At 60.7% G+C, this 13,179-nt stretch carries 7 protein-coding genes; all 7 read left to right on the top strand.

Annotated features, from left to right (window positions below; translation table 11 throughout):
- Positions 1–28: 28 nt before the first annotated feature.
- The 7 genes from H9Q79_RS13265 to H9Q79_RS13235 all read left to right on the top strand — a co-directional run bounded on the left by H9Q79_RS13265 (position 29) and on the right by H9Q79_RS13235 (position 13,177).
- Positions 29–2,443 carry a transglutaminase-like domain-containing protein gene (locus tag H9Q79_RS13265; RefSeq protein ID WP_147371471.1) on the top strand — a complete coding sequence of 805 codons (2,415 nt, stop codon included), beginning with the start codon at positions 29–31 and terminating at the stop codon, positions 2,441–2,443.
- A 96-nt stretch (positions 2,444–2,539) separates the two neighbouring features.
- The gene (locus H9Q79_RS13260; protein WP_249328492.1) at positions 2,540–7,582 is read left to right on the top strand and encodes a hypothetical protein; all 5,043 of its coding nucleotides are present in this window, start codon (positions 2,540–2,542) and stop codon (positions 7,580–7,582) included.
- A 67-nt stretch (positions 7,583–7,649) separates the two neighbouring features.
- Positions 7,650–9,080, top strand: a complete 1,431-nt coding sequence (locus H9Q79_RS13255; RefSeq protein WP_249328491.1) for a prenyltransferase/squalene oxidase repeat-containing protein — start codon at positions 7,650–7,652, stop codon at positions 9,078–9,080.
- Between the two features lie 15 nt (positions 9,081–9,095).
- Complete coding sequence (locus H9Q79_RS13250; protein ID WP_249328490.1) at positions 9,096–9,728, top strand: DUF4430 domain-containing protein; 633 nt, start codon at positions 9,096–9,098, stop codon at positions 9,726–9,728.
- Positions 9,725–10,606: an energy-coupling factor transporter transmembrane component T gene (locus tag H9Q79_RS13245; protein ID WP_118646617.1), complete on the top strand. Its 882-nt coding sequence runs from the start codon at positions 9,725–9,727 to the stop codon at positions 10,604–10,606. The genes H9Q79_RS13250 and H9Q79_RS13245 overlap by 4 nt, the downstream gene beginning before the upstream one ends.
- Positions 10,579–12,375 carry an ABC transporter ATP-binding protein gene (locus H9Q79_RS13240; protein ID WP_118646619.1) on the top strand — a complete coding sequence of 599 codons (1,797 nt, stop codon included), beginning with the start codon at positions 10,579–10,581 and terminating at the stop codon, positions 12,373–12,375. The genes H9Q79_RS13245 and H9Q79_RS13240 overlap by 28 nt, the downstream gene beginning before the upstream one ends.
- Positions 12,365–13,177, top strand: a complete 813-nt coding sequence (locus H9Q79_RS13235; RefSeq protein WP_118646621.1) for an ECF transporter S component — start codon at positions 12,365–12,367, stop codon at positions 13,175–13,177. Before H9Q79_RS13240 ends, H9Q79_RS13235 begins: the two co-directional genes overlap by 11 nt.
- The last annotated feature ends 2 nt before the right edge of the window (positions 13,178–13,179 follow it).

Raw genomic sequence — 13,179 nt, 5'->3', positions numbered from 1 at the left:
AAAGGACAGACAGAGAGACAGAAAACCCATGAAGAGGAAAAGAGAGACGGAAAATGCATCCCGCGTCCGGGCGTTCGCTTTGGAGAGCGCCCCGGAGCGGGGAGACAGAAAAAACAGAATAACGGCCTTTCTGGTGGACGGGCTGTTCCTGTGGCTGTATCTGGCCGGGCTGTGGGCCTGGCTGGCTTCGGCCCTGGAGCTTCCGGCCGCCCTGGGGCTATGCCTGCCCGCCCTGGGGGCCGTAGCGCTGGCCATGGGTCTCTGCGGCCTGGGGCGGAAGAGGGCGCGGCGGCTGAAGCTGCTGGCCTGGGGCGCTGCGCTGGTTTTATTCGCCCTGATTTTCCGGGAAATCTGGGAAAACGGCCTTCACCTGGTCACCAATTACGCGGTGGATGCCCTGGGACGGCGGTTTCCCTATCTGCTGCCCGCCTACGCCGTGACCCTGGGGGAGACGATGCAGGGGGCTGCCCTTCACACAGCCCTGATCTGGCTGGGCGCCTTGGCGGCCCTGCCGGGCTTCTACCTGGTGCGGTCCTGCAACCGGCTTCTGCTGGGCCTCCAGACGGCGTCCCTCTTTCTTCTGTGGATGGTCACGGGAGTGGGGCCGGAGCCGGTCTGGGCCATGGCGGCGTCCCTCTGCTTTCTGGCGGTGTGGATACGGAGCCATGGGGAACGGACGCCTGCCGGGCGGCAGCGGCTGGCCCTGCCGGAGGCCTTCGCCCTGGCGGCTGTAGCAGCGGCGGTTCTGGCGGCAGCAGGCGGCTTCCTGGCGGACCGGCTTTCGTTGGGGGAGTTTCCCTTCTTTTCGGATGTGAAGGAGGATCTGGCCTGTACCATCAATGAGGCCCGCTACGGGGGCGGCGGCGAGGTGCTGCCGGAGGGGGACTTTTCGGGCCTGGGCTCCCTGGAGACCCAGGGGGAGGCGGTGCTGGAGATCACCATGAGCCGCCCGGAATCCTATTACCTGCGGGGCTTCACCGGCGGAAGCTATACGGGGACCGGATGGACCAATACGGCTTCCCTGCTGCTGTGGGAGAACAGGGATTTGTTCTACTGGCTTCACCAGGAGGGCTTCTATGGCCAGGAGTGCTTAGGCGACGCAGCGGTGGCTTTGAGTGATGAGGCGGCTTCGGAGGAAAAAAACGTCGTTCAGGTCAAAAATCTGTCCGGCAGCTCCAAATACTGCTATGTGCCTTACGAGCTTCAGTCCGGGGAGGGCAGCCTGATGCGAAACGAACTGGATGGTCAGAAGATCGGGGATTCCGGCCTGCTTGCGTCGGGGCTTAGGGGCAGCCGGGAGTATTCCTATGAGGCGCTGTCCAATCAGATTACCAACTATCCCTCCTATGACGCCGCCCTTTTAAAGGAAGATTCCCTGACGGAGGCGGGGCGGGCCTATCAGAACCTGGAGGGTTACTACAACGAATTTGTCTATTCCGCCTATTTGGACCTTCCGGTCCAGCTGAAATCCGTGTTCAACGAGCTGCTGGGCCCGGCCGAAACCGGCGAAGGGGAAGCTCACGCGGACTATGCCGAGGCGAAACAGAATATTCTGTACCTGCTGACCTCGGATTACACGGATACGGACGAGCTGGAAAGCGCTTGGAACGGCTCGGATTTCGTCTATGATTTCCTGAGGGGGACGAAAGAGGGCTATTCCGTCCACTTTGCCAGCGCGGCGGCCATGATGTTCCGGTACTACGGCATCCCGGCACGGTACGTGGAGGGCTATCTGGTGACGCCGGAGGACGCGGCGGCCATGACGGCGGGGGAGCCTTACGTCTTGGACGATACCCACGCCCATGCCTGGGTGGAGTATTATCAGGACGGGGTGGGCTGGCTGCCCTTTGAGACCACGCCCTCTTATCTGAACGTCATGGATAAGGCCGACGAGTACCAGGATATTTCCGGCCTGGACGGCCTGGGCTCAGAGGAGCAGAACCAGGAGGAGGAAGAGGAAAAAGAGGAAGAGGAGCAGGAGGAGGAAAACTTCCAGATCGACTGGATGCTGATCCTGACTGTGGCGCTGTTCATCGGCGCCTGCCTGCTGGTGCTGGTCATGCTGGGCTTCCTGATCTGGCTCCTGCTCCAGAGGCGCAAAAGCCGGAAGGCCAAACGGCTCTTTACCTCGTCGGATAAGCGTGAGGCGGTCTGCGCCCTGTACGCCTATACCATGAACCTGCTTTCGGTGGCGGGCCTTCGGATCCGCAATATTTCCCTGTTCCGCTATGAGCGGAATATCCGGGAGATGTTCGACGGGGAAACAGCGGAGGAGTACCGGGCCGTGGTCGCCATCCGCCAGGAGGCGGTCTACAGCGGGAACGAAATCACCGAGGAGCAGCGGGACATCGTGGAACGCTTTAAGGACAAGATCTGGCGGCGGGTCTTCGCGGGGGGCGGCTTCTTCCAGCGGATGCAGCTGAAATACATCTATTTTCTATAATTTCTATCATGGGGCCGTCGAACAAAGCGTCCACAATCGACACCTAAATGCTCTGTGCGGCAGCCCCGGGAACGTCATAGTACCAGGAGGACAGTGATGGAGGCAAGACGGAAAAAAAGGAGAAAAACGCCCGTGCTGGCGCGGCTTTTGGCGGTGCTTTTGGCCTTTGCCATGCTGGCGGACCCGGCGTCCGTATTTGTGACGGAGGTCCTGGCGGCTTCGGTGGAAAATCCCTGGGACGGCCAGACGCTGACGGCTCCGGCTACCGACGAGGACGGCACCTATCTGATCGGCACCGGGGCGGAGCTGGCCTGGTTCGCGGCGGAGGTCAACAGCGGCCGGGGAGAGATCAACGGGCGGCTGACCGATTATATTTATCTGAACGACTACAACACGGCCTATAACTGGACCATGATCGGCGACACGGAGGAGAACCCCTACCGGGGAAATTTCGACGGCAACGGCCAGAAGGTGGTGTATATGCGGGCCGAAATCACCATGGACGATCCGGAGCGCAGGTTTGCCGGACTCTTTGGCGTCATCGACGGCGGCACGGTCCAGAACGTGACGGTGCTGGGAAAAGTGATCCAGGGCTACGGCAATTACGGGAGCGAGGATTCCAACGACCAGCTCCGGGCAGGCAGCGGCGGTATCGCCGGCTACCTGAAGAGCGGGCAGATCATCAACTGCGTAAACTATGCCAGGACCACCATGGACGGGGAGGCCATGTACCGAAATTCCGGCGGTATCGTGGGCATCTGCCAGGGACTGGTGATGCACTGTGAGAACCAGGGCAAGCTGTCCACCACCGTGAGCATGGCCCAGAACCACATCGGCGGCATCGCGGGCCTGCTGTACGGCGTCAACGCCCAGGCGGTGAACTGCGCGAACTACGCCACGGTCCAGGGGTATCTCTGCGTGGGCGGCATCGCCGGGGCCGTGAAGAGCGGCGCGGAAATCAATTCCAGCTGCAATTACGGCGATGTAAAGGGCAATTCCCTCTTAGGCGGCATCGCCGGGCGGGTGTCCGCTACCGGAATCTACAGCAACGGGACGGCCAAGGAGTGCGCCGTCCGGAATGTCTATAATCTGGGAAATATCAGCGGCTACGGCACCGGCGGCGGAACGGAGATGGGAGGCATCGCGGGCCAGGTGGGCTATGAAAACTGGACCCAGCAGACGCTGCCGCCCATGCCGGTGATCGAGAACGCCTATTCCGCCACGAATTACGCCAATACGGGCTATGTGCGCCGGGGAGCCGTCATCGGCTACCTGCTGAGCGGCTCCTACGGCACCGTGTACGGCCGTTCCGTGACCGGTAATTTCCTGAACGTGGTGGGGGCGACCAACAGCAGCGCCACCCAGATTCTCGGAGAGGCCAGGATGCTGACTGAGGAGGAGATGAAAAGCGAGGTGATGGTATACAAGCTGGGCAGCGCCTTCACCATGGCCACCTCCTATGATACGGAGAACGACGGCTATCCCAAGCTGGTATGGCAGGGACTGTCCTCCGGCCTTCTGACCCAGATCGACCAGGCTCAGCTGGAGCTGAATGCCTGGCTTTCCGAAGTGAACCGGAAAAAATATGGGAAGAACTATTCCCAGATTGAAGCCCTGGTGCAGACCTACAAGGAAAAGCTGGGGGCCGTGACCACGGAGGAGGCGCTGACAGCCTGCATGGAGGAGGCCCGGACGGCGCTGAACAATGTGAAGCCCGGCGTCGAAGCGGACAATGAGCTGATGGAGGCCATCGACAACGGTCAGATCGCCCTGGAGGAATACTGCAAAACGCTGATTTCGGAGCATACGGACCTGACGGACGCCCAGAAGACCGACCTGAACAACCTGCTGTCGGTGTGGACGGAAAAGCTGGCGGCCGCGGCGGATGTGGATGAGGTCCGTCTCCTGATCCGGGACGGCAGGGACGCCCTGGACCAGCAGGTGGCTTCCTATGAGGAGGACAAACGGCTGGAGGAAATCCGGGCCAACGCCATTCAGGTGGTGACCGATTACCGGGCGGAGGAAAGCTACAGCGCCGTCTGGATGAATAAGATTAAGATGGCGCGGAACGAGGCTCTGGAGCAGATCGCGGCGGCGGAAACGGCCGCGGAGGTGACAAGCCTCATGGAGAGCGCGAAAAACGCCATCGACGCCATCATCGACCAGATCCCCGAAACGGGGGCCTGGGACGGCGTGACTCTGACCGAGCCGGTACTCAGCGAGGAGGGAATTTATCAGATTACCACGGGCAGTGAGCTGGCCTGGTTCGCCAGTAGGGTGAACGCGGGGGGAAGCGGCGACATCTGCGGGGAGCTGTGCAATGACGTCAGCCTGGGCTTCCGGAACTGGACGCCCATCGGGTTCAGCGAGGCCAGGGCCTTCTCCGGGAGCTTTGACGGGCACGGCTATACGGTCCGGGGCCTGTTTATAGAACGGGCGGATACCTACGCGGGCCTGTTCGGCTACGTGGTGGGAACCGGCGAGAACAAAATCCAGAACGTGACGGTCAGCGGTACCATCACGGTCAACGGCAGGGCAGCCTACGCCGCCGGGATCGTGGCCCGCGCTGAGGGCCTGGACCGGAACAGGCGGTGCCAGATTATCAACTGCCAGAACCAGGTCAGCGTTACCGTAGAGGGAATCAAGACCCTGGACGCCGGAATCGGCGGCGTGGCCGGACGGACCAAATACGCGGAGCTGTTGAACTGCGCCAATACCGGCTCGGTGAGCATCCTTTCCGAGGAAAAGGGAGGCATCACCTATTACGCCGGCGGCGTGGCAGGAAGCGTCCGGACCTATACGAGGATGCAGAACTGCTATAACAGCGGCGCGGTCTGGTCCAGCCATACGGCGGGAGGGCTGGCCGGAGAGGTGGCCGAAGGCGGGTCGGAGATTTACTCCTGCTACAACACCGGGGAGATCACGGGAGAGCGGTACGCGGGCGGCCTGGTGGGCGCTCTGTTCAGTACCGAAAGCTCCATTGACTGGTGCTACACCTCCGGCCCGGTGAACCTGAATCAATCCGGCCTGGGTCTGGGCGCGCTGTTCGGCATTCTGTCCCAGGGCTCCGAGGGCGTCCTCTACGCCCTGAAGCGCAGCGATTCCCTGAACCGGACCCTGGTGGGAAGCTCCGCGGACTTCTCGGCCACCGGAAAATTCGTCAGCGAGGCGGAGCTTCAGGGGGACGACGTGCTGAACGCCCTGAACAGCGGCGGCAGCTGCTTTATTCACGATTATCTGGGCTTCCAGAACGGCTATCCCATCCTTTCCTGGCAGCTGACCCTGGAGGATTTCAAAACCGGTGCCATCTCCGAGCTGCAGACCTTTGTGCAGGAGGCGGATTACGAGCCGGAGAACTGGGCCGCCGTCCGGAAAATCATAGAGGACAGCGCGGCGCAGATTCGGGTGGCCGCGGATATGGAGGCCGTGGCCGCCCTGCTGACCCAAGCCAAGGCCGCCGTCTACGAAATCGAGACGAAGGCCGACGCCGCAGAGCGCCAGCTGGCTGAGGCGCGGAACGAGGCCATCCAGCTTCTGGAGAATTACGTGGATTTAAGCGCCTACCGGGATCAGGAGCAGACGGAAATCCGTCAGATCATCGCCGACGCCAAATCCTATATTTTGCTGGCGGATTCCATCGAGGAGGTGGAGCGCCACAGGGACGAGGCTAGAAGCAAGATCGACCGCCTGCCGGACGCCTGGCAGTATTACCAGCAAGTGAATATGGCGGCCGCCGCCCAGGTGGACAGCTATATTTCCAACATCGGCGAGGTGATCTTTACCGCCTATGTGAAAACGGCCATCCAGATCGCCCGTTCGGCCTACGACAGCCTGACGGACGAGCAGAAGGAGCTTGTGACCCGATACCAGACGCTGATTGAGGCGGAGGAGACCTGGGCGCGGCTTGAGGCGGAAAACGAGGTCACGGAAGAGGATATGGACATGGCGGCGGAGGTGGATCTGCTGATCGATGCCATCGGGGACGTGACCGCAGACAGTGGAAGCGCCATCCAGGCGGCCCGTCTGGCCTTTGACAGCCTGACCGAGAAGCAGCAGAGCCTTGTCAGCCATCCGGAGACGCTGATCGGAGCCGAGGAGGTTTACAATAAGCTGCGGGCCTCGGAGGTGATCGCGGCGATTGCGGCCATCGGAACCGTAACTCTGGAGAAGAAGGACGCGATCTTCGCTGCCCAGGACCTGTATGACGCGCTGACGGAGGCCCAGAAGGCTCTGGTAACGGATTACCAGGTGCTTCAGACGGCCATCGTTACCTATCAGAATCTGGTGGTGGCCCAGCCCGTTATTGACCTGATCGACGCCCTGGGGAGCGTGTCGGATGTGACCCTGGACAGCGGGGACGCCATTGTGGCCGCCATCCAGGCGTACAATATGCTGAACGGTGATCAGCAGCAGCTGGTACATAATTATGACATTCTGGCGGCGGCGGCCTCGGTGTACGATTCCCTGGTGCGGGTGCAGACGACCATTCAGCTGATCGACCGGATTGGCGCGGTCAGCCAGGCCAGCGGCCAGCAGATTGCCGACGCCCGGGCGGCCTATGACAGCCTGACGGCAGGCGAGAAGAAGCTGGTGACCAACTTCAGCGTTCTGGAGAACGCCGAGGCGGCCTACGCGGCTCTTGGGAATCCCCAGGTGAACGGCAGTGCCGGCACAGAGCCGATTCCAGGCAATACGGCGGTGGGCCAGTCCGGCCAGAACGGGACAGGCTCCGGCTCGTCCGGTACGGATACCGGAAATCGGACAGCGGCCGCCGGAAGCGCGTCAGGCGCCTCCGGGGACGGCACAGCCTCAGACGGCTCCGCTTCGGACGGCACATCTTCCGGCGGGGCAGCGTCCGGAGAGGACGCCTCCGCCGGAACCGACGAATCCCTGGAGGAGGCCCTGGACGGAAGCCTTCCGGCCTGGCTGGAGGAACAACTGAACGGCATGGGCGTGTCCCTGGATGATGCGGTGGACGAAGCGGCCCTGCTGGCCGAGGCGGCCAACGCCAGGAGGCGGAAAAATATACTGCTTGTGGCGAGTATCGTATTTTCAGCCTGCGCGCTGCTGACGCTGCTGTTTGTCGCGGCTCTGCGCAAGGGGGCCGGGAAGCGGAGAGAAAAGCAGGTGCATTATTAAAAATCGGCATATGAGAAAAGGCGAAGCCCGTTCCGGGTTTGCGCCAGAGGAAAGGAAGTTATTGGATATGGACAGGCGGATACGAGGGGGAAAACAGAAAAAGCGCCGGAGATGGCTGACGTCGTTGGCAGCGTGGCTGCTGGCGTCGGTCACGCTGTGCGCGGGCGCTCCGGCCGTTCTGGCGGCCGGAGACGGCCTGAACGCCGAGAGGCCCAGGCAGCTCCAATCGGAGATTGTGGAGTGGAAGCGGGCGGCAGGCGGGGAAAATCTGCTGCTGGCGGGTGACGTGCTGGACAGCGCGGGAGGAGCAGGCAGCGATTGGGTTGCGTTTAATATTTCCAGAATTGGCATGGAGGACAACCAGGCCGCCTATCTGAGCCGGCTTCGGGACGCCGTGGAGAAAATTTACGAGGACACCGAGACCAGCGCCAAGCGCTACAACCTGTCGGATCTCCACCGGCTTGTGCTGACCGTTGAGGCCTGCGGCGGCGATCCCACCTCCTTCGGGACGGACCCGGAGGGGAATCCCATCGACCTTCTGGAGGACAGCACCTGGAACAGCATCTGGGGCGATCCCGGCAGGCAGGGGATTAACGGCTACATCTGGGCCCTGCTGACGGTGGACAGCAAGGGCTGGGAGGAGCCGGAGGGCGCCCAGTGGACCAGAGAGGACCTGGTCACCTCCCTGCTGTCTCGTCAGCTGGCGGACGGCGGCTTCGGCCTGGTGCTGACCGACGATTCGGATGTGGATCTGACCTCCATGGCCCTGACGGCCCTGGCCCCCTACGGCAATTCCGACAAGACCTATACCTTTACCAGCGCCGTGACCAAAGAGGAGGTAACGGTGACGGTGGACCAGGCGGCCGAGAAGGCCTTTGCATGCATGGCCGGGATGCAGAAGGAGGACGGCACCATGCTCACCTACGGGCTTAGCACCTCGGAGAGTACCAGCTGGGCCATGGTGGCGCTGGCGGCCTGGGGCCGGGAGCCGGAAACCGATCAGGCCTTTATCAAAAACGGAAATACCCTGCTGGACGGGCTGGAGATTTTCAGCCAGGAGGACGGGAGCATCGCCCACAGTCTGGACGACGACGCCCTGCTCATGGAAGAGGAAGGCGGCGGAACCGGGGGCAACAATATGGCCAGCTACCAGGCTGTCTACGCCCTGGAGGCCGTCTGCCGCCTGCGGGAGGGAAAGTGCGGACTCTTTGACCTGTCGGACGCCCCTACAGTGACCGAGGAGGAGATCAACGAGGCCGGGGCTTCCCTTCCGGAACTGGTGGAGGAAGAAGAAAAGACCGGGGCGGAGGTCCAGGCGGAGACCTCGGACCGGATGGTTTTCATGACTGCCATTATCGCGGCGGCAGTGGTGCTGGTGGCGGCCGTGTTCGTGGTTCTGGTGCTGAGGGACCGGAAAAAGAAAAAGGCTGGAAAGGCGCTCCCTGGAGCCGGAGACGGAGAGGAACCCTCCTGGGAGGACGACGATGAGGACTGGTAGAGGCGGAGGTAGAGCATGAAGAAAAATATTCTTCTGATCGCGGTGGCTGCCGTTCTGGTGCTGTTTCTGGTGAAGGGCACGAAAATACAGTCGGTAGACGAGTATTATCTCACCCATATGGAGGATATTACCGAGGATTTGGAGACGGTAACCATCAGCATCCGCTGTGACACGCTGCTGGAGCCGGAGAACTGGAACAACCTGGACGAGCAGCTGCGGGATGAAAAGTACGTGCCCTCGGACGGGGTCATACTTCCGGAAACGACCTACGTGCTGCGCAAGGGCGACACGGTGTTCGACCTGCTGAAACGGGTCTGCCGCTATAATGAGATTCAGATGGATTACCAGGGTCCGGACACCAACGTCTACAGCACCATTTTCATCAAGGGGATCAATTATCTGTACGATTTTTCCTGCGGCGAGCTGTCCGGCTGGATGTATAAGGTCAACGGCGAATTTCCCGGCGTGGGCAGCAGCGGCAAGAAGCTGAAAAATCACGACAGGGTCGAATGGGTCTACACCTGCGACCTGGGCCGGGACGTGGGGGACGACTACATGACACGGAACAACAGGCCGGACAGTGACGCGGAGGAAACGAGCTTTGCCGGGACCGGAGCCGTCGTGGGGAGAAGGGAGGAACCGGCATGAAGGGTTTTGGGAGCTACCATCCGGCGGTGCTTTTTTCCTATTATATATTGGCGGTGTGCTTTTCCATGGTGAGCATGCACCCGGTCATCATTTTCGCCTCCCTGGCCGGAGGTTTTCTGCTGTACGGGGCCCAGAAGGGCTGGAGGAAGCTGATTTCGGAAATGGGCTTTTTTCTGGTGCTGTTTGTGCTGATGTCCCTGGCGAACCCGCTGTTCATCCACAACGGGGAAACGGTCCTGTTTTTTATGAACGACAATCCGATCACCCTGGAGGCGATTATTTACGGCGGCGTTTCTTCGCTGATGATCGTGGGCGTGCTGCTGTGGTGCCGCTGCTACGGCGCGATCCTCACGACGGATAAGTTCCTGTATCTGTTCGGCAGGCTGATCCCCAAGCTGGGGCTGATCCTGTCCATGGCTTTCCGGTTTATCCCACTGTTCCGGACCCAGATCCGGAAGATCAATCAGGCTCAGAAGACCATGGGGATGTACGCCTCCGACAGCGTAACCGACAAAATAGGCAGCGGTATCCGCGTGTTTGACAGCCTGGTGTCCTGGTCCATGGAAAATTCCATTGATACGGCAGACGCAATGAAGGCCAGGGGCTACGGGCTCAAAGGCCGGACGAATTTCACTCTTTTCCGCTTCCGGAAACGGGACGGGGCGCTCCTGGGCGTTATGGGCGCTCTGGCGGCGGTGATTTTCGCCTGCTTCGCCGTGGGCGGCTATGATTTTTTCTATTACCCTTATGTGGCCGGGCTGGCCTGGGATACGCCGTCCGTTCTGCGGTATCTGCCAGTGATCGCGTTTATGGCGATACCTGGGATCATTGAGATAAAGGAGAAAGCGTCATGGAATTACTTAAAGTCGAAGATCTGACATTTACCTATCCCCGGCAGGCGCGGGATGCCGGAGAGGCTGCCCCGGCCCTGGAACACGTTTCCTTTCAGGTGCAGGAGGGGGAGTTCATCGTGGTCTGCGGGGAATCCGGCTGCGGCAAGACGACGCTTTTGAAGCTCCTGAAGCGGGAGCTGGCGCCCCACGGGGAGCAGAGCGGGCGCATCTGGTTCCGCGGCGTGCCCCAGGAGGAGCTTTCCGACCGGGAGGCGGCCTGCGAGATCGGCTATGTGCTTCAGAATCCGGAAAACCAGACGGTCACGGACAAGGTATGGCACGAACTGGCCTTCGGCCTGGAAAACATGGGCGTTCCCACCCCGGTGATTCGCCGCAGGGTGGCGGAGATGGCCTGCTTCTTCGGCATCGACGACTGGTTCCGCAAAAAGACCACGGAGCTGTCCGGCGGCCAGAAGCAGCTGCTGAATCTGGCCTCTGTCATGGCCATGCAGCCCAGGCTGCTGATTCTGGACGAGCCCACCAGCCAGCTGGACCCCATCGCCGCGTCGGATTTTATCAATACGCTGATGAAAATCAATAAGGACCTGGGTCTTACGATTCTTCTGACGGAGCATCGGCTGGAAGAGGTTTTTCCTGTGGCGGACCGGGTATTCATCATGGATCAGGGAAGGCTGCTGCTGGCGGAGCCGCCCAGAGAGGCGGGCCGGGACCTGAAACAGCTGAACGGGGATCACAAGATGCTCCTGGGCCTGCCCAGCGCCCTGCGGATTTATCACGGCCTGGACGCGGCGGACGCGGAGTGTCCCCTGACGGTCCGGGATGGGCGGAATTTTCTGGCGGCCAATTATGAGAACCGGATCCGGCGGCTGGAGAGGAAGCCGCTGGATGCGGAGGCAGAAGCGGAGCGGCCTGTGGCCATGCGGATGAAGGATATCTGCTTCCGCTATGAACGAGACTTGCCGGACGTGCTGGAGGGAGTGGCCCTCCAGGTCTACGAGGGAGAGATCGTGAGCATCCTGGGCGGAAACGGAGCCGGTAAGACGACGCTGCTTAGCGTGATTTCCGGCGTAAATAAGCCCTACCGGGGCAAGATTGAAATTTTCGGCAAGAGAATCCAGAAGTATTCCGGCAAGGAGCTGTATACGGGAAAGCTGGCCTCGCTGCCCCAGAATCCCCAGACTGTCTTTCTCAAGATGAGCGTGCGGGAGGACTATAGAGAGATACAGAAGGTCATGAATTACAGCGACCGGGAGATGGAGCGGAAAATCGAGGAGACAGCGGAGCTGCTGGGAATCAGCCGCCTGCTGAACCGCCATCCCTATGATTTGAGCGGCGGGGAGCAGCAGAAGGCCGCCATCGGGAAAATTCTGCTTTTGCAGCCCAGGTTTTTGCTGCTGGACGAACCCACCAAGGGAATTGACGCCTGGTCCAAGCGCCAGCTCCAGGAGCTTTTGAAGGATTTGAAGGGGCAGGGAATCACGGTTCTGATGGTAACCCACGACGTGGAATTTGCCGCGGGAGTTTCCGACCGCTGCGGTCTGTTTTTCGATCATGAGATTACATCTCTGGATACGCCGGAGGAATTTTTCTGCAACAATAATTATTATACCACCGCCGCCAACCGGATAGCGCGGCAGCAGTATGACAATGCCGTCACCTGTGAGGAGGTCATCGAACTGTGCCGCAGGAACGGCAGAAAGCCTGCCGCGGGCGGGAAAACCGAAGGAGAGAAGCCGGGCGGCGGCCGCGGGGAATTAGCGGACGGAAAACGGGGGATGAGGTATGGAGCGTAAATTGCCGGGCGCGGAAGCGCCTGTTCGGGGAAAAGCGGAAGCTGCGGAGCCTGTTCTGGAAAGGACCGGAGTCGCGGAGGATGCCGGAGAGAATGTCCTGGAGAACACCGCGCCCTATCATTTCCGGCGCGTGCTGGGCTGGATCTGCCTGGTAGCCGGGGTGATTTTGTTGATCGCCTTTGGGGTCAGGCTTTTGCAGGACCGTAAATACAATCTGGTGTCGGTGATGATCGCGTTCCTGGCCTGCGTACCCTTTTATTTTGCTTATGAGAAACGGGAAGGGAGTATCCGACGGATGGTGATGATTGCGGTTATGACTGCCATCGCCGTGCTGGGGCGGCTGCTGTTCGGGCCGATTCCGGCATTTAAGCCAGTGTCCGCCATCGTGATTCTGGCCGGTATTTATATGGGCCCCGAATCCGGCTTTCTGGTGGGTTCCCTTTCGGCGGTGGTTTCCAACATCTTTTTCGGACAGGGCCCCTGGACGCCCTTCCAGATGCTGACCTGGGGAATTATCGGGCTTCTGTCAGGGCTGCCGGGCATGCGGATCGCTTTGCGGAAAAGGCTTCCCCTGGCCATATGGGGGCTGCTGGCGGGAATCCTGTATTCGGGCATCATGGATATATGGACGGTGCTGAGCCTGATCGACGGCTTTGAGTTTAAACGGTATCTGCTGGCCCTGTCCACGGCAGTTCCCTATACCGTGACGTATATGGTTTCCAATGTGGTTTTTCTGATGCTGACCATAAATCCTATCGGGGAAAAGTTGCAGCGGATCCAGGTGAAGCATGGAATTTTCTGAAA

This window comes from Wansuia hejianensis (genome assembly GCF_014337215.1).
In the GTDB taxonomy this organism is placed as follows: Bacteria; Bacillota; Clostridia; order Lachnospirales; family Lachnospiraceae; genus Scatomonas; species Scatomonas hejianensis.
This window is presented reverse-complemented; position numbering and strand designations above follow the sequence as displayed.

Excerpts from the sequence above, each read along its gene's own strand:
- H9Q79_RS13265 (WP_147371471.1), top strand. The coding sequence starts at position 29 with ATGAAGAGGAAAAGAGAGACGGAAAATGCATCCCGCGTCCGGGCGTTC.
- H9Q79_RS13260 (WP_249328492.1), top strand. The coding sequence starts at position 2,540 with ATGGAGGCAAGACGGAAAAAAAGGAGAAAAACGCCCGTGCTGGCGCGG.
- H9Q79_RS13255 (WP_249328491.1), top strand. The coding sequence starts at position 7,650 with ATGGACAGGCGGATACGAGGGGGAAAACAGAAAAAGCGCCGGAGATGG.
- H9Q79_RS13250 (WP_249328490.1), top strand. The coding sequence starts at position 9,096 with ATGAAGAAAAATATTCTTCTGATCGCGGTGGCTGCCGTTCTGGTGCTG.
- H9Q79_RS13245 (WP_118646617.1), top strand. The coding sequence starts at position 9,725 with ATGAAGGGTTTTGGGAGCTACCATCCGGCGGTGCTTTTTTCCTATTAT.
- H9Q79_RS13240 (WP_118646619.1), top strand. The coding sequence starts at position 10,579 with ATGGAATTACTTAAAGTCGAAGATCTGACATTTACCTATCCCCGGCAG.
- H9Q79_RS13235 (WP_118646621.1), top strand. The coding sequence starts at position 12,365 with ATGGAGCGTAAATTGCCGGGCGCGGAAGCGCCTGTTCGGGGAAAAGCG.